General features: G+C 46.3%; 20 protein-coding genes and 1 pseudogene. 16 read left to right on the top strand and 5 right to left on the bottom strand.

The window, feature by feature from the left end:
- Nucleotides 1–2: 2 nt before the first annotated feature.
- The 14 genes and pseudogenes from F7Y48_RS00190 to F7Y48_RS00125 all read left to right on the top strand — a co-directional run bounded on the left by F7Y48_RS00190 (nt 3) and on the right by F7Y48_RS00125 (nt 16,259).
- Entirely contained in the window at nt 3–596 is a 594-nt protein-coding gene (locus F7Y48_RS00190; protein WP_316679340.1) for a hypothetical protein, read from the top strand.
- A complete protein-coding gene (locus F7Y48_RS00185; protein ID WP_206955243.1) occupies nt 597–1,010 on the top strand; it encodes a DUF6950 family protein in 414 nt (137 codons plus the stop codon). It begins immediately after the preceding gene.
- The gene (locus tag F7Y48_RS00180; RefSeq protein ID WP_316679337.1) at nt 1,010–5,893 is read left to right on the top strand and encodes a phage tail tip protein; all 4,884 of its coding nucleotides are present in this window, start codon (nt 1,010–1,012) and stop codon (nt 5,891–5,893) included. The genes F7Y48_RS00185 and F7Y48_RS00180 overlap by 1 nt, the downstream gene beginning before the upstream one ends.
- Before the next feature lie 12 nt (nt 5,894–5,905).
- The gene (locus F7Y48_RS00175) at nt 5,906–7,303 is read left to right on the top strand and encodes a hypothetical protein (RefSeq protein WP_316679335.1); all 1,398 of its coding nucleotides are present in this window, start codon (nt 5,906–5,908) and stop codon (nt 7,301–7,303) included.
- Nucleotides 7,304–7,357: 54 nt separating this feature from the next.
- Complete coding sequence (avd, locus tag F7Y48_RS00170) at nt 7,358–7,702, top strand: diversity-generating retroelement protein Avd (protein WP_316679333.1); 345 nt, start codon at nt 7,358–7,360, stop codon at nt 7,700–7,702.
- A 269-nt stretch (nt 7,703–7,971) separates the two neighbouring features.
- Nucleotides 7,972–9,012: a reverse transcriptase/maturase family protein gene (locus F7Y48_RS00165; RefSeq protein ID WP_316679331.1), complete on the top strand. Its 1,041-nt coding sequence runs from the start codon at nt 7,972–7,974 to the stop codon at nt 9,010–9,012.
- Nucleotides 9,013–9,246: 234 nt separating this feature from the next.
- Nucleotides 9,247–9,468: pseudogene (locus F7Y48_RS00160) on the top strand (FHIPEP family type III secretion protein); the annotation flags it as partial.
- Complete coding sequence (locus F7Y48_RS00155; protein WP_258507859.1) at nt 9,468–9,881, top strand: LcrR family type III secretion system chaperone; 414 nt, start codon at nt 9,468–9,470, stop codon at nt 9,879–9,881. The pseudogene F7Y48_RS00160 and the gene F7Y48_RS00155, both read left to right, overlap by 1 nt.
- A gap of 60 nt (nt 9,882–9,941) precedes the next feature.
- On the top strand, nt 9,942–10,226 hold the full coding sequence (locus F7Y48_RS00150) for an LcrG family type III secretion system chaperone (RefSeq protein WP_258507858.1): 285 nt from the start codon (nt 9,942–9,944) through the stop codon (nt 10,224–10,226).
- 19 nt (nt 10,227–10,245) lie between these two features.
- A complete protein-coding gene (locus tag F7Y48_RS00145; RefSeq protein ID WP_309303519.1) occupies nt 10,246–12,363 on the top strand; it encodes a virulence-associated V antigen in 2,118 nt (705 codons plus the stop codon).
- An 11-nt stretch (nt 12,364–12,374) separates the two neighbouring features.
- Complete coding sequence (gene vcrH, locus F7Y48_RS00140) at nt 12,375–12,860, top strand: SycD/LcrH family type III secretion system chaperone VcrH (RefSeq protein WP_005395089.1); 486 nt, start codon at nt 12,375–12,377, stop codon at nt 12,858–12,860.
- 7 nt (nt 12,861–12,867) lie between these two features.
- Nucleotides 12,868–14,067, top strand: a complete 1,200-nt coding sequence (gene vopB / locus F7Y48_RS00135) for a type III secretion system translocon subunit VopB (RefSeq protein WP_006741541.1) — start codon at nt 12,868–12,870, stop codon at nt 14,065–14,067.
- Between the two features lie 10 nt (nt 14,068–14,077).
- On the top strand, nt 14,078–15,082 hold the full coding sequence (gene vopD / locus F7Y48_RS00130; protein ID WP_316679326.1) for a type III secretion system translocon subunit VopD: 1,005 nt from the start codon (nt 14,078–14,080) through the stop codon (nt 15,080–15,082).
- Between the two features lie 205 nt (nt 15,083–15,287).
- Nucleotides 15,288–16,259, top strand: a complete 972-nt coding sequence (locus tag F7Y48_RS00125; protein ID WP_006741544.1) for a TAXI family TRAP transporter solute-binding subunit — start codon at nt 15,288–15,290, stop codon at nt 16,257–16,259.
- A gap of 305 nt (nt 16,260–16,564) precedes the next feature.
- Here the strand turns inward: F7Y48_RS00125 and F7Y48_RS00120 are convergent, their stop codons facing one another.
- The 5 genes from F7Y48_RS00120 to F7Y48_RS00100 all read right to left on the bottom strand — a co-directional run bounded on the left by F7Y48_RS00120 (nt 16,565) and on the right by F7Y48_RS00100 (nt 21,461).
- Entirely contained in the window at nt 16,565–17,335 is a 771-nt protein-coding gene (locus tag F7Y48_RS00120; protein ID WP_005395076.1) for a sulfite exporter TauE/SafE family protein, read from the bottom strand.
- A gap of 81 nt (nt 17,336–17,416) precedes the next feature.
- On the bottom strand, nt 17,417–17,932 hold the full coding sequence (locus F7Y48_RS00115) for an adenylate kinase (RefSeq protein ID WP_104971761.1): 516 nt from the start codon (nt 17,930–17,932) through the stop codon (nt 17,417–17,419).
- Between the two features lie 277 nt (nt 17,933–18,209).
- On the bottom strand, nt 18,210–19,736 hold the full coding sequence (locus tag F7Y48_RS00110) for a tripartite tricarboxylate transporter permease (RefSeq protein WP_005395074.1): 1,527 nt from the start codon (nt 19,734–19,736) through the stop codon (nt 18,210–18,212).
- A 19-nt stretch (nt 19,737–19,755) separates the two neighbouring features.
- Nucleotides 19,756–20,250 carry a tripartite tricarboxylate transporter TctB family protein gene (locus tag F7Y48_RS00105; RefSeq protein WP_012841781.1) on the bottom strand — a complete coding sequence of 165 codons (495 nt, stop codon included), beginning with the start codon at nt 20,248–20,250 and terminating at the stop codon, nt 19,756–19,758.
- A gap of 239 nt (nt 20,251–20,489) precedes the next feature.
- Nucleotides 20,490–21,461, bottom strand: a complete 972-nt coding sequence (locus F7Y48_RS00100; protein WP_005395072.1) for a tripartite tricarboxylate transporter substrate binding protein — start codon at nt 21,459–21,461, stop codon at nt 20,490–20,492.
- A gap of 259 nt (nt 21,462–21,720) precedes the next feature.
- Between F7Y48_RS00100 and F7Y48_RS00095 the strand changes: the two genes are divergently transcribed.
- Together F7Y48_RS00095 and F7Y48_RS00090 are read left to right on the top strand one after the other, a co-directional pair.
- Entirely contained in the window at nt 21,721–22,119 is a 399-nt protein-coding gene (locus F7Y48_RS00095; RefSeq protein WP_053807462.1) for a GFA family protein, read from the top strand.
- 265 nt (nt 22,120–22,384) lie between these two features.
- Entirely contained in the window at nt 22,385–23,098 is a 714-nt protein-coding gene (locus F7Y48_RS00090; protein ID WP_005395069.1) for a GntR family transcriptional regulator, read from the top strand.
- Nucleotides 23,099–23,108: the final 10 nt, after the last annotated feature.

Below are 23,108 nucleotides of genomic sequence, written 5' to 3'. Positions count from 1 at the left end.
TTATGGATATTTTTAGCCCAGACATGATTGCAGCAATGGAAAAGCCAGAAGTGAGTTTGATCTACGCGGTGCGCTTAGATATGCCAACGGGCATTTCTCGCCTTCATACCGATATCGGCACGTTTAATCACTTCCCCTTCGACCCAAACGAAAAATATTACGGAGTGGGCAACTTGGGCGGTATTGGTGATGCGAATTACGGCGATGGGGATGAAACCTCTCCGAGCATCACGCTAGAGCTTTCGGTGAAAGACGATGCAATCCGCGCTGAGATTTTGGCAGGCGGCTATCAGGGAAGGACGGGTGAGCTCTTTTTGGTCGCGATGGATGAGGTAGGTCGCGTGGCGGCTTGGGCATTGATGTTTGATGGCGTAATGGATACCGCCTCAATTAAGCAAGGCACCACCAACGTTATTCAGTTGCCGCTTACCGCACCAGATGACGCAATGGAAAAGGGCCTGAATTGGCGCTGCACTGATGAGTCTCACAAGGCGCAATTCCCAGATGATGAGTTCTATCAATACACCAAGTACATGGAAGATTTCGTGATCTACTGGGGCAACGCAAAAGACGGCATCCCGCTTAAGGACTTCTAGATGAACAAAATAGAAAAACTGAATGCCTTCCTTGCTCAGTACGCAAATAAAGGCTTTGCAACGGGCGTTAATGATTGCGCTCTTTTTGTTTCCGATTGGGCGCTTGCTCTAACGGGTGAAGATTTGGCCGCGCCGTTTCGCGGACGCTACAAGACCGATTTAGGCAGCGCGCGGCTGATTAAAAAGCTTGGCTACAAAGGTTTGGAAGATTTGGTTTACCGAGAGTTCGATCGCATCGCTAAGCGCAGAAAAAGCCCGCTAATGGCTCAGCGTGGTGATGTGGCTTGGGTGATTGGTTCAAAAGAGCGCGTTTGCGGTGTAGTGGGTGCGAGTGGTGTATTGGTGCTTGGCGTTACAGGATTGGTATCGCTGCCGCTTTCCTCAATTGTCTGTGCTTGGGAGATTGAAGGCTAATGGGTGTAGAAGTAGTAGCGGCGCTGGTTATTGCGGCCGTTTCAGCCGCAGCAAGTGTTTACGTTTCGGTTGAGGCGAAAAAGCAAGCGAAGAAAGCCGCAGACAAAGCAAGAAAATCCGCAAGCCGAGATGCGCAAAAGTACATGTTCAAGAGTGCGGTAGCGGCAAAGCAAATTGTGCTTGGTCATCCTGTGCTTTCTGGTCCTATGATTTTTGCAGCAGAAGAAGGCGCGCCAAATGATGCAGGTGAAGGTGAATGGGTTCATATTATCGTTCATATCGCTGGTCACGTTTGTGATGATGTGACGCATGCATGGCTTGATGATATTCAATTAAGTCGATTTGAGGCATCAACATCAGGTGCGGATATCGAGTTTCGCCATGAAAATGGCTTAGGGTTCGTTTACATCTATCTCGGTGAGCAGACGGAAGCGCCGCCAACGCTGGCGAACTTGCCGGACTGGAATGCGAATATGATTGGCCGTGAGCAGTGTTTTGCTCATGTCAAGCTTAAGTCTGACCCTTCAAAATGGGCAGGCGGCATCCCTAACCCTAAATTTGCTGTGCGAGGATTAAAGGTGTTTGACCCTCGCATCAATCAAACCACATGGACAGACAATCCTGCCTTGCTCGTTCGTTGGTATCGCAACGCCCTTAAGCAAGGGGTGGCGATGGATGATACTTACATCACCTCAGCTAACATTTGTGATGAAGTTGTCGCAACGCCAGAAGGCGGACAAGAGAAGCGCTATCGCTGTAACTACGCATTCATGGCCGACCAAGCGCCAAGAACCATTCTTAGCACGATTCGCGCAACGTGTGATGGCATTAGTTTGCGCGTCGCTGGCCGTCATGCCTTTCAGGTTGGGGCTTATTATGGCCCAGGTATCACAACGCTGACGGAAGATGACATTGTTGGCGACATCACGACAATGCCAGATGTCCGCCGTCGCGATCGCATTAATACCATCTCAGCCAAATACACAGACCCGATTTCAAACTGGAATGAAGTTGATATGCCTCGCGTAGTGCATGAGGGTTATTTGGCGCAAGATGGCTATGAAGTGGTAGATGACTTAGATCTACTCGCCGTGCCAAGCCCATATCAAGCGCAGCGCTTGGCGCTTATTCAAATCCTCACCACGCGTGATGCGATGTCTATCGAGTTCACTTCAAACTTGCGTGGCACGCGTTTGCTGCCTGGCTCCGTGTTTAGGTTGAACTTGCCAGAAAACGAATGGGATGGCGTTGAGTTCATTGTTTCCAAGTGGAAATACAGTACTAACGGCTTGGTGACACTAGTAGCCAAGCAAACCAAGCCTAGCCATTACGCATTCAACGGCGACACAGCGAAAGTACCATCGCGCCCTGGTGTGCCTTCTTTGGTAAGCCGAGATGTGCCGCCAGTAACCAATCTTTCCTATTCTACGCTGGCGGATTCAAACACGCTTCAGGCGGTCATTACTTGGCAGCACAAAAGCTTGGGCATTTCCACGTTCGAGCTCAGCTTCTACAAAGATGGCGAGTTCTTGCGCAAAGAGCTAACGGTTGATAAGCAATACCGCCTGCAAGATGGCTTTGAGGTTGGTCAGTATCAAGTTCAGGTTGTGGCAATCAGTTATGAGCGCCGCTCGCCTATTGCCAGTTTGGTGTTCAATGCATCAGCACCGCAAACGCCAATCGGTATCGATGTAAAAGCAGAAAACTGGGCGCTAGGACTAACGCCTGTGAGTGCTGGCTTGGTCAACTTTGACACCATGTATGACTTTGCGCTTGGTTTTGAGCAAGGTGCAACCGATGAGCAAGTGGAGCAATATATCGTAGGCCGCGCCAAGGTCATCACGGTGAGCAATCTAAAGGCCAATACCACCTATCAAATTGCCGTGCGCGAAGTCTCTCGTTGGGGCAAATCTGGCTGGTATCGCAGTAGCGCGCAAACCACTTTTAACAGCGATGATGTCTTAGAGCTTATCGACGGTAAAGTTACCCAGGAGATGTTAGATGGCAATTTAAACGACTTTCTAACGCAAGTTGATGAGCGCTCAAAAGAGACGCAAGAAAGCGTCGCGGATTTGGATGTCAGCCTTGGTCGTATCCAAGATCTCAACTCCACACTTTCTCTCTCTGTGCTTGGTTTAACCTCTTCCGTTGCAGCAATGGAAGATGAATATCAGCGCCGATTCCTTAATGGTGAAGCGTTGATTGGCGCAGTGGTTCAGGTTGACCCAGAGACGGGGAAAATCGTTAACCTTGCGTTCAACTACACCGAGCAAAAATTCACTCAGGCTGGTTTGCTTATCGATGGCGTTGAGGCGTCGGTCAAGATTCAATCGCAAGAGATTCGGCGCGTAGAGCAAGAGGCGGGCGACAGAATCGCCGAGGCTGAGGCTCAGATTTTGGTGAATGCCGATCAGATTGCGCTCAAAGCAAGTTATACCGAAGTTAATGAGATTGTTGCAGGCGCGCTCGAAGCCATTACGCCTGCGCGTTCTTGGCAGTTCAACACCACAAATGAAGGTTGGACGGGTGCTACATGGGTTGCGGGCGGCTATGTAACAGGCACGGCGTTTTCCATTGCTGGTCTAGACATCAATGCGGATGAAAACCCCGTATTCCGCATTCGTGTGCGGTCATCAGCAGTGGGCACTTTAAGTTGGAACGGTGGCGCGCAAAACGTGGCCTTGAAGCAACCAGCAGACCCAGGCCAGTTTGAGGTCATTATTCTCACGCTTACTGAGGCTGATGGCTGGACTGGTGCAATCCAATCGCTTGAAATTAACTTCGATGCCACCATTGATTTCATTGAAGTTGGCAAGCCATCCGCCGCAGAGCAAGCTCTAGAAGACTTAACGGCGCGTACCACGCACATCGAACAGGTGTTAGATCCTGCCAATGCTCGTTGGGGAATTTACATTACTCAAGAGTATTGGGATGGCAATGCGCTAAAGCTTAGCGACGTTCAGCAAGAGATTGATGCCTATGATGCTAGCTGGGGTGTTTCAGCGACCATTCAGGAGCTAAGCGCTAACGGCACGATAGATAAGGCAAACAGCGCTCAAACATGGGTGGATGCCGCAAACGCCAATATTACCGACGTGGTAACAAGTTACGTGTCGCAACCAGGTGGTATTAATGACCAGTTGGAAGATGCAGATTCGCGACTTAATTCCGCTCAGCAAGAGATTGATGCACTTGAAGGTTCCATCACGCAAGCCATTACTAGCCTTTCTGATGTTCAGGGCGCGCTAGGGTTGGATGAGGGTGCGGGCTTTAACGATATCATGGGTGCGTATAAGGATTTCTTGGCAAAACAAGAGTTTCAGGAGCAAAAGATTTCGTTCGCTTACGCGGAGCAAAAAATCAGTGCCAACTCAACGGCCATTGCCTCTCAGGCACAAAGAACGCTAGAGCTAGCAGCGTTTCAGAATGAGCAGCAAGCCACCTTAACGCAAGTGCAGCGAGCAATAGCAACGCAAGAACAAGCGTTGACAGATAGCGTCGAGCAGCTCACCGCCAAGATTGAAACAGACGATGCCGAAGTGCTAGCCAGCGCCAATGAATACACTCGTGCCGCAGTGGGCTATTGCGTAGACGCGAAAGGCAACATCACCTCAGAGACGGATGCGGTTTTGTGTGTTCAGGCTGGCCATAACTGGATTCAAGGCCCGCTTGCTGAATACATCCGCAACTTATCCATCCAGAACGCGGCGGGCGAAACGGCCACCATTTCCGACATGATGCAAGCCTTTGAAAATGAGGAAGGCAAGCTGATTGTTCGCGGCGGCATGACGGTGAACAATCAGGGTAAGATTTCTGGCTTCGTAAGCACCAATGACGGCACATTGTCTCAAACAGACTTTATCGCCGATTTTTTCCGCGTTGGCATAATGAATGGCAGTAACTTTGATACCGTGCTTGGTCTTGACTCCGTCAGCAAAAAGCTAGTTCTAAAGGGGCGATTAATTCTTGATGATGGCTCGCTCATCTCCAGTAAAGATGAGCTGCAAGGCAAGGATGGCACCATTTGGGGGACGCTAAAGCTGCGCGATGGTATTTTCCCAAGCGATGCGCTTGCAACGGCAGACTTCACCTCTCGATATGGCCGCGCGCCAATACTCGATGACATGCTCACATACGTCAGCAATGACGGCGCAGTGTCGAGCGCAAAGAGCTATAACGGCTCGGCTTGGGTGGCACCAGCGTTAAGGTTTAGTGGAGACCTGATAACACCAGGGACACTCTTTGGCGATCGCTTTGTCGCAGGGAGTGAGCTGACCTCGCCAGTCATTAAAGGTGGTGAGGCACGCTTTGGCAAAGAGGTTGGCGCGCCATTTGACGGCTATCACACCAAGATCTCACAAGACGGCCTGATTCAAACAGACAAAATCAAGGCGACGGGCGGCGAATTTGATAACGTCACGATAGGCGAGAACTGCGACATTCTAGGTACAATGACGGCTGGCCAGATTGTAGGTGATGTGGCGCGCCCGATATTGGTCAACCTTACTGAAGAGCTTAAGGTTCGAGTAAATAGAGGCACTACAGAGTACTTGTATCTTTGTCAGGACGTTGCATTGGGCTCTGAGGCCTGGGCAAGGCAGCTAATTGTGCCAGCCGGGGTAATGTATGACGACACAAGCCAGGCAGGTGATTTTTTAGAGGTTTTGCTCAACGGGCAGGTTGTCTATACATACACGCCAAGTAACACTCAATTAGTGGATTCGTCTTATGTGACATTTGCTAATTCAGTTTATTTAGCGCCAAATCAAAACTTATCCCTTTCAATACGAAAGAAAACTTATCTATCTGCAAGTAGCAATGCTGTTTATGTTTTTAGCTATTTGAGAAAGACAGGTCTGGTCCTTTGGACTACTAAAGCATAGGAGCTCATCATTATGTCTTGGATTACCTTAACATCCGTCACGGCAACCAACGGACAAAAAACGGTTGAAGTAAACAGCGGCAGCACCGCCAACATAAAGGTTGGGGATGCATTGAAAATTGGCGCTTTCGACATCTATGAGATTGAGGGCGTGTTTGCTAACCAGCTTTCGCTGAGGGAACCTTGGGGTAATGCCACGCAAACCGCCGCAAAAGCGGTTGTTGTGCCCACCTTTGGCGATTTCAATGCGGCAGTAACAGCAATGCGTGACCTTGCTGATGTTGCCATCGGAAATCTGACGGCGATAGAAGATTGGGGTACAAAAGCAGGTGAAGTAACGTTCACAGGCAAAGACGGCGCAACCTACACCGCCAGAACATTGCAACAGATGGATGATGACGTTGCGGCTATCGAGCGGCAAGCGTTAGAAGTCGCAAGAACTGGAGCGCTAGAAGCGCTGGTTGCCATCTCTGGCGGTAAGTGGGTTCTTGTTACTGACGATTTCGGAAATGCGCAATGCGTGCGACGAGTTCCGATTCACACGTTTGAAGATTTAAACATTTCTGGTTGCCCATTCACTGGTCCACTTGATTGCTTCATTCGCCAAGATGGCTCTTATCGACCGTATGTGGACGTCGCTGTTTATCAAGCTAGCAGCAAAGGTGGAAAAGCGACATCGCAAGCGGATAAAGACCCATGGGCGTTCATCAGCGCAGACACAGCAAGAGCGCGATGCGTTGAGCTTAACGCAAACTCGATGATGATGAGTCAAGAGATTTGGGCAATGCTGTGCTGGAATATGATATCTCAAGGGTTTCAGCCGCGCGGCAATACAGAATACGGTCGCTCGCACTCAAACAAGAACGAATTTGGCCGCCGAGCCGATGGTCGCGTGCCAGACGACAGAAATGGATATGCTCGCACGCTGACAGGTTCGGGTCCAGAGTCGTGGCGTCATGACGGCACTATTTTTGGTGTTGCTGACATGGTTGGCAACGTCTGGGAATGGGTCGATGGGATGAAGATGGTTAGCGGCCAGTTCATCGTTGCTGAGTACACGGGTCAGCCAGAGGCAGAGTGGCTCGCTACGGGTGTATATATTAGTGAGACAGGTCAATTTACCAGCGTCGCGCCATCGACGTTAAACTCAGGCAGTCAAGTTTGGGGCAGCATGCCGAAAGCGTCGGGTTATGCTGGAAACGAGCGCTTGCAAAGATTGATGATTGAGCCGATTGCATGCACGAGCGTACTGAGTGGCCGCTTCTACTGGAATCTTGATGGCGAGCGCTTCCCGTTCCGCGGTGGCTTCTGGGACGACGCGTCCGATGCTGGCCCCGCGGCGCTGTTCTGCAGCCTTCCGCGCTCGTACACGAGCAGCGACGTCGGGTTTCGCTCCGCTTTCGTGTCTTGATTCTTGATATTTTGTGTTTTGCGTCCTGCGCGATAGCGCAGGCTTTTTTCGGTAATGCAGTTGAACGACGAACTAATAATACAAACAAAAACCAGAGATATGATGAAGTATGGCTTTATCTGTCTTCGCCAGTTTCCAAAAAATGAGAGATTCATTCTTTGCGCAGACATCAGACGGTCAATGTATAGCATGCTTAGACTAACTGTTGTTGCATCAAAGAGGTATCACAAGAAGACGACCATCCAAGATCTTGATATTGAGCTCGCAATGCTAAAAAACATGATCAGAGTTTCATATGATCTTCAGTATATCGATTCAAAAAAGTATGAGCTGTGGTCGCGTCACCTTTCGGAGATTGGCAAGATGGTTGGCGGCTGGCTTAAGTCGGCCTCTAAATAACTTAAACCAAAGGCTCGGTCATTACTCCGCTTCCCGATCCGCGGTGGCAACTGGAACAACGCGTCCAATGCTGGCCCCGCGGCGCTGAACTGCAACAATCCGCGCTCGAACACGAACAGCAACATCGGGTTTCGCTCCGCTTCCCTTTACTGCCAGAAGGTTGAGCTTCAAGGAGCTCAATCCAGTGCAAAATGAAAGGATGACCTTGCCGCGGCAGGACGCCGAAATTTATACAAACAGCTGGAGAAATCTGGTTGTAAGGATTCAATATGTTTGAGCAGATAATACAGTTCGAAAACCTGATGATGGCGGCATATGACGCTCAGAAAGGTAAGCGCTTCAAGGCTCCCGTCATGAGGTATATGTCAAATATCGAAGAGAATTTGATTAACACTCAAAACCATCTAATCTGGGGCTCTTACGTTCCATCTCAGCATCGTCGTTTTTGCGTGTATGAGCCGAAGATGAGGACCATATCGGCACCGCCGTTTCATGATCGTGTTGTTCATCATGCTATACACAGAGTTATTGAGCCTGTGATCGACAAGCGTTTCATTTATGACAGTTACGCATGTCGAGCTGGTAAAGGGACTCATGCGGCAGCTAACAGGGTGCAGCGCTTCATTAGAATAGCCAAGCAGAATCACGGCAACGTTTATGCGTTAAAGGCTGATATTTCCAAATTTTTTAACTCAATAAATCACGCCACATTAAAGTATGTGCTTGGGAAGCATGTTAGCTGCAAGCGAACAATGGCGTTGCTTGAGAAGATAATCGACCACTCCGATACCGATACGTATGGCGTTGGAATCCCTATCGGCAATCTGACCAGTCAGCTTTTTGCAAACTTATATCTGAACGAGCTCGATCAGTTCGTCAAGCATGGGCTTAGAGAGCGGTTTTACGTACGTTACATGGATGACTTCATTATTATTCATCACGACAAGACCCACTTGCAGCGCATCAGAAAAGAGATCGAAGAGTGGCTCTTGATAAACTTGCAGCTTAAAACAAACAGCAAAACTCAGGTTTTCCCAGTCGGGCTTGTCCGTGGCAGAGCTCTGGATTTTGTTGGCTATCGCATCTACGCAACGCACAAGCTTTTGCGCAAGTGTACAGAGAAGCGCTTTAGACACAAGGTCAAGAAACTCAGAAAGCTGTACGCTAACGATGATATTGATCTCTCCGATATAAAGCCCGTATTGTCCAGCTATATGGGTTGCGCCACGCACGCCAATGCTTACAATTTAATCAACAATGTTTTATCGGTTCCATTCACGAGGGGTTACGAAAATGCAGAGTCAGTTTAATTATTATTTTGATGGTGTCAGATACACCAACACAGAGCTTACATTCTTGCGCTCGCTTGTAAGAGACGCTGACGACCCGCAAGCGGTCATCGATGGTATTATTGAGAGCGAAAGACGATTCAACGAGGATTTGACTGCAACCCTTTAAACGCCGTTTAAAGGGTTTGCGCCTAGTGAAATGAGCATTTTAATTGTTGCTCATTTTTTTAGTCCGTTGTGTTCATTTTCATCGGCGCGCTACACCCGTCAGTAACTCAACAATTTGTGAGTGATGTGAAACAGACCATTGGTGATTTAAGCCGCATGCCGAATAAGCCTGTGTTAGTTGTGTCTATGGATGTACGCCGATATGTGCGAAAGCTTATTGAATCGGAGTACTACGATCTGCCCGTTTTGTCATTTCAAGAATTAACTCAGCAAATCAATATTCAGCCACTTGGAAGGGTGGGGATGTAATGAAAACAAAACTAATGCTCTCGCTCGCGCAAGCGGGGATCGAAGTGACGCCATACTTTTGGCAAAAAAGTGAAATTCAACTTGGTTATCGAATTGAAGTAGAGGGTTTAGAGCTCGTTTTTCGGGTGGAGGACGGAGAAATCATCATCGTTCTTCTGAAACGCGTTCGTCCAAAATTGGGGTTGAGTAACCCCTTTGCCGGCTTATTTCTCTTGGCTGAACATGCCATTCAACTTTATCCCTCCGATTGGGTCATTCGCGGAAACGTTGATGTGTTACGTGGTAGCAACATGAGCAGCCAGCGATTAGCACAGTTCTATCTAAAAGCATGCGGTGCAAGCCATGATGAGCTAGACGACTGGTACTGTTTATGCCTAGCAGATTATAGACCTTTGAAAAAGTTGAAAAAGTAAAAACTCACGACTGTTACTGACAGCACCGATGAGATGACCCGCTTTAAGATAGGAATCAAGATGAAGCAACCGTTTACCGATGCGATTGAGAACGCTGAGCTTGCCATTAGAAAAGCTGAAGACAGAACCGATATTTTTAACGAGCTATTGGAAGGCCTCGGTGTTGGTCCTGTTGCGGGTGATGTTTTACTTGGCGGCATAAAAGCGCCAGTAGATACCATGAAACGTGCAGAGCAAGAGCTAATAGACGAAGTCCAGCGCCGCCGGCAACAACAAAATCAGCTACAAGGTACGTCAGGTAAACGGATAAAGCGTCCCACAGTGATGCGCGGCATGATGATTTAGAGGTTTGGAAATGACGAATATGAAAACGACTGGCTCTACGACAGGAGCAACAGACACAGCTGCGAGTAGTGCACCATTACCCACTTTCCAACAAAACTTGATAGAGGCATTTACCCCTGTACTGGGTGAAGCAGAGACTCAGCAACTTGCCTCGATAATCTCTTCATTGCCAACTATCTCGGGACAAACGGAATCACAAAGCATCGCGCTTTATGTTGATACGCTTGAAAACCTAAAAGCGAAAAATAACGCGTTTGCTGATATATCATTGACCGACACCGCATCTGTTTGGATAAAGTCGCTACAAAGTGCTAACTCAGATGGCGAATTAACCGCAGCCGAGTTCAATGCTCAAACAAACCAAACACTATCAAATCAGTTTCAGGCTTGGTTTAGTAAGTTACTCACGGAAAACGTAGATAGCTCGTTATCTACTGAGTTTGTTAGTCAATTTAATCTGGGGACTCAGAGTAACCAAGCGGAGCAGATCGCCAACCTCTCCGAGACAGAACTGGCTAATGCCACCAAAGAAATTTCTCTTTTTGTTGCAGAGCTTGCTAATCAAATGGGCTCCCGTGAAGTGAGAGATGCTTCTATTTCTTTTCTTCGCAATGCCTTTAGTAGCTTAGGTTCCGTGAATCTCGCGCAACTGAAGAGCTCGGATTTCCTGTTGACTAAAGAGAGTTTCGCTCTTCAAGTCTCAGCTCAATTAAAAAGTAGTTTTCAAGGCATCGGTATTACTTTAAGCACCGATGACGCAAGTGCGCTAGCTAACAGAATTACATGGACTCCTGGTATTTCTAAACAGCAGCTTAAAGAAGCGTTAGATGAAATGGCCGCTCAAGTGAAAGGCCAATATAGCGCAGCTTATGGGGATGCGGCTGGAACAAACAACCTAAAAGCAGCACTTAACACTGTTATTGATGGAACCGAGCCTTTGACCCTTTCTAGTCTGTTCGCCAACTTCGCGGTGAGTTTAACAAATATAGAAATCGACGACTTTTACCAGGACAGCGCGATAGCCGATGTCCAAAAGACACAAATAACGCCAGCTCAAGTTACTTTGATCAAAGAAAACACCGAACGAGATATCCGATTACAGTTTGAAAAAATAGTAAAAGGTGAATCTACCGGGGCTTCATTTACTGAGCGATACGAGGCATTGCGCAAGAACTTAGGGGCATTGAAAGAGCGTCTACTCAATATCACCGATAAAGAGAAAGCGGATCGCGAGGTGAGAGCAGAGCACTCTCTAACGGCTCGTGATTTGCTGGCTGTCGTTGAGTCTAGCATTGGCGACCGCTTTGATGAGCAAGTGCTGCTTGCACTAAATGAGCGTCGTGTTAACCGTTTAGAGAAACGTAATGAGCAAAAAGAAGAATTAGAAGAGCTTACAACCCGTCTAAAAATATTTGGTGAAGTTCAATCAACGATTCATAGTGCGCAAAGTAGTAATGAAAGCTATAACCCCGCTAAGAGCTTTTTCACTGCGGAATCTTTTGGTTACTCGGATGGAGAAGAGTTTATATCTTCTCCTGAAAACAAGTACTTGCAAACAATTCTGACGGAAAGAAATTTGTCAGAAAGCACTGAGATTTGGGTACCTACTAATTATATTAATAGTCACTTTGAAGCCGACGAAGAACATAAAGATTTAATTGGTAGCACTACAAGCAATCTTAAAGTTCGCGGCCTTCAGTATAACGACCAATACATCGTAAAGAGTAGCAGTTTTGGTTTTGTAACTGAGATATTAGTGAAAGTGCCTAAGATCGAAGACACAAGTGGTGAATATTCAAGAGTTAGATTAGATAGCACTAACATTGAGACGTATATAAAGCCTGAATTTATCTCTGAAGTGAAAAAAGGGTTTTTACCTATTTCACATTTGGACTTTTTACAGTCCGAAAGTGTTACTGCAAAAAATAATAACTATGAAGATGAAGATGATGTTAAGTATTTATCTAACTTTTCCAGCTCGGTCAGTGACAAATCCAAACTACTCAACGACGAAGTTCAAATCAAAACGACAGAGCTAAATGATACAAGCTCCCAATACAACTCGACCGTTGAAGCAATGAACAAGTTTGTTCAGAAGTACCACAGTATTTTACAAGAAATCCTACGAGCCATTTAAGGATAACAACCATGACTAAACAAAACGCGACCGATCCATCTCAAATGCAAGCAGAAGAACTGCTGTCTTTTTTGGAAGAGGGAGGCACGCTAAAAATGTTGCACGATGTGTCTCAGGACACCATCGAACACATTTATGCCGTAGGTTACAACTTTTTCCAGTCGGGAAAGATTGAGCAAGCAGCGAAAGTATTTCAATTACTCAGCATGCTTGATCATTATCAGGCGCGATTTTTCATTGGCCTTGGCGCGGCTCGTCAGGAGTTGGGTGAGTATCTGCAGGCAATAGATGCCTACAGCTACGCAGCGCTAGTGGACGTAAATGATCCACGCCCACCTTTTCACTCTGCTGAATGTCACCTGAAACTGGAACAACTGACAGAAGCAGAGAGTGGGTTTTACAGCGCGAAGGAGATGTCTGCCGGAAAATCACAATATGCAGATTTGCATGAGCGTGCAGGCATCATGTTAGAAGCGGTGAGAAATAAAAAGGAGTAATTAGACTATGAGTTCTATTGCACTTGACCGCATCCAGACGCAGGTTTATAGCCCTGAATCTGGCCAAACCACGTTAGATAACGTGCAGAAAACGGCGTCTACAGCGACGCCTTCTGTGACGGTAGAAAACGTGAAGAGTAAAGATGCAGATGTACTGAACACTGGAAAAGTGAAAGTTCAGTTAGATGCACCTAACGCAGCTGTTAGCGACAAAGTGAATGATTTGACGCTAAAAGCCATGGCACAGCTGCAAAAGATCGTCGATACCATTGCAAAATCTCTCCATGCAGTTGCAGATCAAACAGGTTCGATTGCAGTCAAAATCATCGCAGGTTCTGCTGATGATTTTGAAGTAGAGCTTGCTGCTATCACGGATAAACTGAAAAGTGCTCAAAACGAGCTGAAAATTCAGGAAGTGAAGGTCGCAAAAGCTAAGCACGAAAAAGAGATGGTTGAAAACCAAGACAAAATCAAAGAATCGGAAGCCGCTGCAAAAGAAGCCCAAAAATCAGGCTTAGCAGCGAAGATCTTTGGTTGGATCAGTGCGGTGGTTTCTATTGTTGTTGGTGCCGTAATGGTGGCAACGGGTGTTGGTGCAGCAGCTGGTGCTCTTATGATCGCTGGTGGCGTCATGGGAGCAGTGAGCATGGCGCTGCAAGAGCCAGCCGTTCAAGATGCGCTAAAAGAAGCGGGCGTAAATGTCGATGTGCTAAACAAAGTCGTAATGGCATTAGAAATCGCAGTCGCGGTTATCGGAGCTGTTGTGACGTTTGGTGGTGCAGCAGCTGGCGGTATCGCGAAACTTGCAGCAAAAGGTGCTGGCAAGATAGCTCAAAAGGTCACAGAAATCGCTACGAAAACAGCTGCAAATATGGCGAAAGTGGCGGACATGGGCTCAAAAGCCGCGACAACGACCGCAAAAGCGATTCGTTACGGAGCAGAAACTGTCGATATTGCCGTCAACGTAGGTAAAGGCGCTACGGACAGTGTTCATGCCGCTAACAATGCTCACGTAACTGAGATTCAGGCAGATATCACGGACCTTCGCGCCAAAATGACCTTAAGCCAGGCTGTCATCGACAAGCTTAAAGAAGAAATTGGCAAGTTGATGGAAGATTTCCAAGAGCTGATGAGCGTCATCATGCAAATGATCCAAGCGAAAAGTGAAACCATGCAAACGGTGTTAAGCCGTCCTGCAACGGTATAAGGAGTTTATTATGCTAGATAAAGTAGGCGAAACGGGTCGTGGTGAACTATACGGTTTAGGCGATACCATTAAAACCAACAAAGCAGAAAAAGCGCCGGAAACAAAGCTTGAAGCGGGCGCCGTTAAAAGCCAAAGTGAGTCAGGTGTTTCTGGTGCAGCACGCTACCAGTTAGAGACGCCTAAAGCTCCTACAGTGAGTAACCAAGCTCAAGTTGTTGCAAACCTAATGAGCGCTCTTGCACCGACGGTGAGCTCATTAATGAGCACAACGATGAAAGCGCTTAACGGTGAGGAGGTGATCAAGTCACCATCAGATGCGGTATCACAATCGTTGACGCTATTAACATTGTTGTATCAAGTATCAAAGCTGAGCCGTGAGCAGCAAGTGCTACAACGTGAAATTGCTGTTGAAGCAAACGTCGCGAGTTTAGAAAGCCAAGCGGCAGAACTAAACAACTCGGCAAGTGCGATGATCGCGATGGCAGTCGTTTCGGGTGTATTAGCGGGTGCTACCGCAATTATTGGTGCCCTTGGTTCTTTCAAAGCAGGGAAAGAAATCAAGAATGAAATGGCGAGCAATAATGTACTGAAGACGCAAAAAGCAGGCTTTGAACAAGCAGAAGAGTTGATGAATAACAATGGATTATCTAAAACTCAGCAAGATCAGGTTAAGCGTGCGCACTCACTAGCAAAAGACAATATCGCGGACACGACAGCACAGCTGACAAGTGGTGGCCGTAAGTTCGATAAGTTGATGAGCTCAAACCAAGCGAAGAACGCAATTCTTCAAGCTTTGGGCCAGATGGCAAACTCTGCATCGAATGTAGAGCAAACCAAAGCGCAAGCGCGCAGCAAAGATGATGAAGTACAAGCGACTCGCGCACAAGCAGCCAAACAGAAAGCTGATGAAAACATTGGTTTCCAAGAAGGCTTATTGAAAGAGCTACGTGACTTGTTCCGTTCTATCTCAGATAGTCAGAACCAAGCGTGGCGAGCGTCAGTCCCAACGGTGTAACCGTCCATCTCATTAACTACAAAGCGTTGTTTATACAACGCTTTTTTTGTGCAATTCAAGTATAGATATTATTTATCAGTAGGTTACGTTGATGAAAAAGTACATATCTATAATTCAACCTTCAAAGATGAGAACTCAAACGTTATCAAATTGTTAACGGTTGCTATACTTAAACGGTCATCAACACAGGTAAAAAGGATGTTCAATGTTTAAGTTTAAGCAAATCGCACTTGCTGCTTCTTTAGCGGCACTCACAACAGGCTTTTCTGCATCTGCGGAAGAAACGTTTGTCACGATTGGTACTGGTGGTGTAACAGGGGTTTATTATCCGACTGGTGGCGCTATTTGTCGCTTGGTTAACAAATCGCGAGAAGATCACGGTATCCGTTGTTCGGTAGAAAGTACTGGGGGATCGATTTATAACATCAACACTATTCGTGCTGGTGAATTGGATCTCGGTATCGCTCAATCAGACTGGCAGTATCATGCTTACAAAGGGACCAGTAAGTTTAAGGAAAGCGGGCCTTTTAAAGAACTACGCGCCGTATTCTCCGTTCATCCAGAACCGTTCACTGTCGTTGCACGTAAAGACGCGAACATCAAAACTTTTGATGATTTGAAAGGTAAGCGCGTCAACATTGGTAACCCTGGCTCAGGTCAACGAGGCACCATGGAAGTGTTAATGAGCCAGTATGGCTGGAGTAACGATGACTTTAAGCTTGTGTCTGAGTTAAAAGCAGCAGAGCAATCAAAAGCACTTTGTGATAACAAAATTGATGCGATGATTTATACCGTTGGTCACCCAAGTGGAGCGATTAAAGAAGCCACTACGTCGTGTGATAGTAATATCGTAACGGTAGCTGGACCTAATGTAGAAAAATTGGTTGCAGACAATAGCTTCTACCGTGTCGCAAATGTACCGGGTGGTATGTATCGTGGCACAGATAGTGATGTTCAAACCTTTGGTGTGGGTGCGACGTTTGTTTCCTCTACTGCTGTACCAGAAGATGTGGTTTATAACGTGGTTAAAGCGGTATTTGAAAACTTCGATGATTTCCGCCGTCTCCACCCAGCGTTTGCGAACTTGAAGAAAGAGGAAATGGTAAAAGACGGTTTATCTGCGCCTCTTCACCCAGGTGCGCTCAAATACTACAAAGAAGTAGGGCTGATTAAGTAACCGTTACTTTCTCTTCTTATTGATGTAGAACGCCATCTTTCGCGATTAATGCCACTCGTTTAACAGCGAGTGGCATATTTATGTCTCTCGTCATCCTGTACAGCGACGGAGGAGCGTGATACAGGATCTTCTATCCGAGCCCTTTATGGTCAAAATTGTTTCATTAGCCGCTCAGCGTACTGCTATTAGATTCCTAGTCTCGCCAAGGCTCGCTGGAATGACACAAAAACATCGTTAAGCGATCAGCATTAATCATTCGCGATGGCGTTTTTTATAGGAGTGTTATCTACTTGTGCAAGTTTTACTTAAGCATAAACATCAATGAAAAAGTAGATAGTGATGAGAATAGAAGAAAGAGCAACAAACCCTTTAACATGATTGGGATTAAGTTGACGAGATACACGAGCTGCAAGATAACCACCCACCAACGTACCGACCAAAACAACGCTACCTGTGCGCCAGTCAATGGAACCATTCGCAACAAAAATCACGATAGCAATGAGTGAAACACACGTAGATACCAGCAATTTCAAACCGTTCATTAAATTAATGTCTTGGTGACCCGCTACTACCAGATAACTCAGAACAATAACCCCTAAACCTGCGTTGAAAAAACCACCGTAAGCAGAGACACCAACAAGTAATAGACCCAAAGCGATTGCTCCGAGTATTCCTGCGTGTTTGTGCTCTTTCGCGACAGTTTTGATAAGCATTGTTAAACGAGAACCAGTCAAGAAAAGCACGGTGGCAAACAATAGTAGCCAAGGAATGGCTTCCAAAAATAGCGATTCTGGTGTGTTGAGCAGCAGATATGCTCCGACAGCGCCACCTACTAAACTGAATGAGACTGTGAACAACAGTTCTTGCTTGTTCTTCATGATCTCTTCTCTGAAGCCAACGGCTCCGCTAATGTACCCTGCACATGAAGCATAAGTATTTGTTGCGTTGGCCATAATTGGAGGCACACCAACCGCCAATAGGGCCGGAAAAGTAATAAAGCTTCCGCCTCCCGCAATGGAGTTAATGATCCCACCAACTACGCCGGCAACGAATAAAAGCGCTAGTTCTAAAAGCATAAACAATCCTTGTTATGTTCTTTTTCATTGTTAGAGCTTTAGATGGCCCATCCCACATGCTCTAGTGTTCTGATATGAAGTTTACTTTACCCGCTCTAAAACAAAATTGTTCAGTTCTGTGACGTTTTTGATGACATGAACGGTTTTACTTTGAGAGTACCCTTCGAGACGAGACATAAAGTCATCATTCCAGAATGCAGGGCATTGCTGAAGAACTTTGTAGCTTTGTAATGTCCCTTTCAATACCGAACTGCCATCAGGCCAACCTTCGGGTTTAATGAATAGTCCTTTAAGGAGACGTTTCGTCACAAACCAATAGCTTACGGAGTATGGTAGATCAATATAAACGAGAGTATCGGCTGCATCTAAACGAGCATTAAAGGAGCTGATAGGCCCCAGACCATCTATGATCCAACGATCTGAGTGAAGTATATTGCTATGTGCTTCATCAAAAACGTTACGCTCAACGGGCTCACCGTTTGGTTTATAGACTATGGAATCTAATTGATGAAGAGGGAGATCGGTAGCAGACGCGATTGCTTTACTTATCGTCGATTTTCCGCTGCCGGGCTTACCAAAAACCGCTACTTTTTGCATGTGACCGCCTCCAAGAGAGTATTTCCCATACGGTAGAGACAGAAAACCCACCGCTATGGGTGGGTTCGATAAATATTGAGCGCATCAAATATCCCACCATTCCTATGGAATGATGATAATTCGTTGGTTAAGTTGCGCTAAGTGTGTATTCATGTAACTACTCTTATATATAGGCGATGACTTGTCAATATTGTTTTGCTTAATAAGTGAACGATTTGATAGGAGAAAGAAAAGCCATCGCGATGGATGGCTTTGTCTAGGTTGAAAGAGACAGCTATTACTGCTCAACGCTCACTGGCTGTGCTTTAAACTTTTGAATCAGCTTTACGATTAGTGGACTTGCCAGTACCAATACGGCTAAAACAGTAAAGGTAAGGGTAATAGGGCGCTCCCATAGGAAACTCAATTCGCCGTCTGAAATCATTAATGCGCGGCGTAAGTTCTCTTCCATTAATCCCCCAAGGATGAAACCCAGCAATAAAGGCGCAAGTGGGAAGTTAGCGAGTCGAAGTGCAATGGCAGCCATAGCGACAATCAGCATCACGAACACATCCATGGTATTGAATGAGACCAAATAAACTCCGGTGATTGAGAAGAATAAAATCATCGGCAGAAGTACCGTTCTAGGCACCGCCAAAAGCTTTGAGATGTACGGAATCAACGGTAAGTTCAGGATCACGAGTACGATGTTGCCGAAGTACATGGAAATGATCACCGACCAGAACACATCTGGGTGCTCAACAAACAGGCGAGGACCAGGTTGAATACCATAAGCGATCAGCGCGCCGAGCATTATTGCTGTTGTACCAGAACCTGGAATGCCAAGCGTTAGCAGTGGAACAAATGAACCACTAGACGCTGCATTGTTCGCAGACTCTGGCGCGACCAAACCACGGATACTGCCTTTACCGAACTCTTCCTTTTTCTCTTTAGGTGCGAGGTTGCGCTCCATGCCATAGCTTAAAAAAGCAGCAATGGTTGCTCCTGCGCCAGGAAGAACGCCAGTGAAGAAACCTAATATTGAAGAGCGAATTGAAACAGGCGCAACATCTTTGATTTCGTCCTTGGTCACTTTCATTGAGCCAATGTTACTCAGCTTTTCCTGTTCTTCATCGCTGGTGTCTTTTGATGGTTTAAGAATGCCCATCAGCGTCTCACCCAGTGCGAATGTCGCCATTGCAAGCAACAAGAAGCTAAAGCCATCCATTAAATCCGTTAAACCGAAGGTAAAGCGTTCAACGCCTACGCCTTTATCGATACCAACTGTAGATAGCATCAAACCAAGAATGGTCATCATCCACGCTTTGATGACCTGACCTTTCCCCGCAAAAGCCGCGACTGCTGATAACCCAAGTAGCATCAACGCAAAATAGTCTGACGATTGGAAGCTAAGTGAAACGCTAGCCAATGCTGGTGCTGCGACAAGCAACATAATGGCAGATAGCGTACCGCCAGTGAAAGAAGAATAAGCTGCCAAAGCTAATGCTTTACCTGCTTGGCCTTTTTGAGCCATCGGGTAGCCGTCGAATGCTGTCACCACGGTTGAAGAACAACCCGGCGCGTTAATTAAAATCGACGATGTAGAACCACCAAATACCGCACCGTAATAAACACCCGCCATCAAAATAAGGCCAGAAGAGGGCTCTAGGCCATAAGTAATTGGGATCATCAAAGCAATGGCTGAGATCGGCCCAAGCCCAGGTAACATGCCGATAAATGTACCGACGAAACAACCAACGATCACCATCATGATGTTCATTGGCATTACTGCAGTGGATAAACCTTGTAGAATTCCATCTAACATAATTCAGTCCTTTCTTTGACTACCAGATGGTGAAAATCAAACCCGGTTCGAGATAGATGTCCAAACCTTGAGTGAGTAATAAATAGAACGCGATCACGAATGGAAACGACGCGCCGAACAGAACGGGTTTACGTCTTTCCCCCAGCAGATAAAAGCCAGCCAATAAAAAGAAGCCAGTAGCTATAACAAAGCCTAGGTAAGTCAGGCCTACGCCGTAAAGCGCCATCAAAACCAAGAAAGCGATCAGTAACTTCCAATTAAAGTTCAGCACCGCGCCACTTTGTTTATCTGGTTGTCCTGTTACCAGCAATAACAAAGAAAGGCCTGCACCAACGTAAGTCAGGATGGTTGGCAAAGTACGTGCGGTGAACGGTTCGTATTCATCACCAGGGAACAATGGAATTTGTGAGGTTTGATAACCGTAGCAAAGACAGAAGAGTAGAAAGATCATTGCGCCGACACGGTCACGACAGAGCAAATATTCTTTGGTGAAAAAGTTGGTTGAACGAGACATATTCAACTCCTAACAAAAATAAAAAAGACCGCATATGGACGTTAATGAATAAACTAAACCATTAACAATTAAGCATTTCGCTGCTAGTCGAGCTGCTTTGGGTATATAAACAAAGGAGTGTGCATGCCGATTGTCGACAATATCCATATACGGTGAAACTTAGAGTGCAAATACAGTTGGGGAAATACCAACCCCACGTTATTGGGTGAGGTTGGAATCTGAGGGACCCAGTTCGACTGCTACTTTAGGAAGCCTAACTCGCGCATTAAGTCACCCATTTGCTGCTCTTGCTCTTCAAGGAACGCGAAGAACGCTTTGTCCGCCTTGTAGTTGTCTATCCAACCATTGCGGTCACGGACGACTTGCCATTCGTCAGTGTTGTACATTTTGGTAAATGCTGCATTCCATTCATCCAGTTTTTCTTGGCTAGTACCTGGTGCAGCAAAGAATCCACGCCAGTTAGCGAAGACAGTTTCGTTACCATATTCTGTTAGCGTAGGGATGTTTGGTGCGGCTTCTAGGCGTTTTGGTGCAGTTACCGCTAGCACTTTGACTTGACCAGATTTTGACATCTCCAGTACTTCACCTAGGCCCGTAGAGAGCAGTTGAGTTTCGCCTGAAAGAAGGGCTGCCATGGCTTTACCGCCCGCATCGTAAGCGATGTAACGAACTTTACGCGCATCAAATCCTTCGCCTTTAAATGCGGCGGCAACGACGAGGTGGTCCATCGAGCCACGAGCAGAGCCACCCGCAATTTTCACTTTGCGAGGGTTAGATTCAAATGCTTTTACTACGTCTTCCCAAGAATTGTATGGCGAATCAACAGAGGCTACGATGGCACCGTAATCCGCAATGGTGGCTGCAACGGGAGTGAGATCTCTAAAGGATTGAGGGAAAATACCTGTTAGAGAGCGAACGACGATCGGCGTTGAATTCACCATCAGTGTATCTTCTTGACGATCTGCCGTTTCAATCAAGTGCGCAATGGCTTTACCGCCGCCGCCACCAGAAAGGTTTTGAAAAGATACCGTCTCAACGATGTCTGATTTGAGTAGCACATCACCTGTACCTCGTGCGGTCATATCCCAGCCGCCACCGGCACCTCCAGGGATCAAGAAATGCATTTTTTCTACATCAGCAGCAAAAGCGTTAAATGAAAATGAAGCTGCGATGATAGATGCGGCGAGCGTTGGTTTGATTACCTTTAACATGTTCACGTTCCTTATGTTGGTGACTCTATTTTTTGATGAGTCTTATTTTTGTTTCAGCCTTTAACTCGAACTGGATGCTGATGTATCAAAGGTTAATTAAGTGTTAAATCGATGTCTTTAAAACGTCGATAAAGAGAATATTGAGCATAACGGGTATTTTGTTCATAAAGTTCACGCTGAAAAATTGGTTGCACATCACGCGTGCGTGCTAACAATTGCGTCATAATGGAATGACATCAAACGAATAAGGAAACAGAGAATGAAAGGGACATGTTTGTGCGGCGCTATTGAAGTGATCGCAGACGCTAAGAATGAAGTGAGTCTATGCCACTGCTCGATGTGTCGAAAATGGTCGAGTGGAGCACTCCATGCTGTGCATTGTGGTCCTAACGTAACGTTTAAGGGGGCCGAGCCAAAGCGTTATCAATCGTCTGACTGGGCGGTGAGAGGTTTTTGTGGCGAATGCGGCACAAACCTTTTCTATCATTTGTTACCGACAGGCGAGTACATTCTCTCCGCTGGTTTGTTCGACAATCCAGATTTCAAACTCTCATTAGAGATCTTTACCGATGAAAAGCCCGCGTATTATGACCTCAATCCCACCTCACAAAAGATGACATCGCAGCAAGTTTTTGAGCAATTTTCACCTAAAGAATAGCCTTTTGTATCCTTAATTGTTCGACGGCTTAATTATTTTTCTTTTATATCATTATGTTAAGAGGTGTTTGGTTGTCGACAATTTATTTTTTCCTTCGCAATTATCCCTCCATTAAGTCCGTAATAGACGATTTTCGTCGATTTAAATTACGACCTTAGTCTAAAGTGTCGACAATTTACTTGATTGTCGACACTTTGATAGACTACTTTATATTCAGGTTAAGAAATTGTAGACATTTTGATGTCGGTAACGTGAGTATCTGAGTATGAACTCTGAGTTGAAAACTCGTTATAAAGTACTGGGTTCTGAGAAAGAACACACCAAGTCAGAAACACTGACAGAAACACTGATTGAAGTCATTGTGAATGGCGATGTTAAGCCTGGTCATAAAATCTCGGAGCCTGAACTGGCGAAGAAATATCAAGTCAGCCGGGGCCCTTTGCGTGAAGCATTAATGCGTTTAGAGGGGCTAGGGCTCATTGAACGTATTCCTCATGTCGGGGCTAGAGTGACCACTTTTTCTCCAGAAAAGCTGATAGAACTCTATGCGGTTCGCGAAGCGCTAGAAGGTATGGCGGCAAGGTTAGCAGCGCGACATATTACGCAAGAAGAGCTCTTGAGCTTGGAAATGCTATTGTCGACACATTCTAAGCACATTGATCAAGTGGAAGGAGCCTCTTACTTCCATCAGCATGGAGATTTTGATTTTCACTATCGCATCATCCAAGCAAGCCGAAACAGCAAGCTGATTTCTCTGCTGTGCGACGAGCTTTACCACTTGTTACGCATGTATCGCTATCAGTCACCGCGCGCGCAATCTCGTCCAAATGAAGCGCTGACTGAACACAAATTCATTCTGGAAGCCATCCGTAATCGCGATGAAGAGCTTGCAGAAATGCTGATGAGAAGACACATCTCAGGAAGTCGAAAGCTCATCCAATCGCAAATTATACATACAGAAAGTTTAGACAAAGACTAGAAGGAATTCG

The sequence above is a fragment of the Vibrio sp. 2-1-2a genome, assembly GCF_032648565.1.
Lineage (GTDB): Bacteria > Pseudomonadota > Gammaproteobacteria > Enterobacterales > Vibrionaceae > Vibrio > Vibrio diabolicus.
The sequence above is the reverse complement of the archived record's forward strand: the minus strand, read 5'-3'. Positions and strand labels throughout refer to the sequence as shown.

Bases quoted from the DNA above. Each gene is read 5' to 3' on its own strand.
- F7Y48_RS00155 (WP_258507859.1), top strand. From the start codon at position 9,468: ATGAAAACAAAACTAATGCTCTCGCTCGCGCAAGCGGGGATCGAAGTG.
- F7Y48_RS00105 (WP_012841781.1), bottom strand. From the start codon at position 20,250: ATGTCTCGTTCAACCAACTTTTTCACCAAAGAATATTTGCTCTGTCGT.
- F7Y48_RS00110 (WP_005395074.1), bottom strand. From the start codon at position 19,736: ATGTTAGATGGAATTCTACAAGGTTTATCCACTGCAGTAATGCCAATG.
- F7Y48_RS00145 (WP_309303519.1), top strand. From the start codon at position 10,246: ATGAAAACGACTGGCTCTACGACAGGAGCAACAGACACAGCTGCGAGT.
- avd (WP_316679333.1), top strand. From the start codon at position 7,358: ATGCAGTTGAACGACGAACTAATAATACAAACAAAAACCAGAGATATG.
- F7Y48_RS00115 (WP_104971761.1), bottom strand. From the start codon at position 17,932: ATGCAAAAAGTAGCGGTTTTTGGTAAGCCCGGCAGCGGAAAATCGACG.
- F7Y48_RS00095 (WP_053807462.1), top strand. From the start codon at position 21,721: ATGAAAGGGACATGTTTGTGCGGCGCTATTGAAGTGATCGCAGACGCT.
- F7Y48_RS00100 (WP_005395072.1), bottom strand. From the start codon at position 21,461: ATGTTAAAGGTAATCAAACCAACGCTCGCCGCATCTATCATCGCAGCT.
- F7Y48_RS00150 (WP_258507858.1), top strand. From the start codon at position 9,942: ATGAAGCAACCGTTTACCGATGCGATTGAGAACGCTGAGCTTGCCATT.
- vcrH (WP_005395089.1), top strand. From the start codon at position 12,375: ATGACTAAACAAAACGCGACCGATCCATCTCAAATGCAAGCAGAAGAA.
- F7Y48_RS00190 (WP_316679340.1), top strand. From the start codon at position 3: ATGGATATTTTTAGCCCAGACATGATTGCAGCAATGGAAAAGCCAGAA.
- F7Y48_RS00165 (WP_316679331.1), top strand. From the start codon at position 7,972: ATGTTTGAGCAGATAATACAGTTCGAAAACCTGATGATGGCGGCATAT.
- vopB (WP_006741541.1), top strand. From the start codon at position 12,868: ATGAGTTCTATTGCACTTGACCGCATCCAGACGCAGGTTTATAGCCCT.
- F7Y48_RS00120 (WP_005395076.1), bottom strand. From the start codon at position 17,335: ATGCTTTTAGAACTAGCGCTTTTATTCGTTGCCGGCGTAGTTGGTGGG.
- F7Y48_RS00090 (WP_005395069.1), top strand. From the start codon at position 22,385: ATGAACTCTGAGTTGAAAACTCGTTATAAAGTACTGGGTTCTGAGAAA.
- vopD (WP_316679326.1), top strand. From the start codon at position 14,078: ATGCTAGATAAAGTAGGCGAAACGGGTCGTGGTGAACTATACGGTTTA.
- F7Y48_RS00185 (WP_206955243.1), top strand. From the start codon at position 597: ATGAACAAAATAGAAAAACTGAATGCCTTCCTTGCTCAGTACGCAAAT.
- F7Y48_RS00175 (WP_316679335.1), top strand. From the start codon at position 5,906: ATGTCTTGGATTACCTTAACATCCGTCACGGCAACCAACGGACAAAAA.
- F7Y48_RS00125 (WP_006741544.1), top strand. From the start codon at position 15,288: ATGTTTAAGTTTAAGCAAATCGCACTTGCTGCTTCTTTAGCGGCACTC.
- F7Y48_RS00180 (WP_316679337.1), top strand. From the start codon at position 1,010: ATGGGTGTAGAAGTAGTAGCGGCGCTGGTTATTGCGGCCGTTTCAGCC.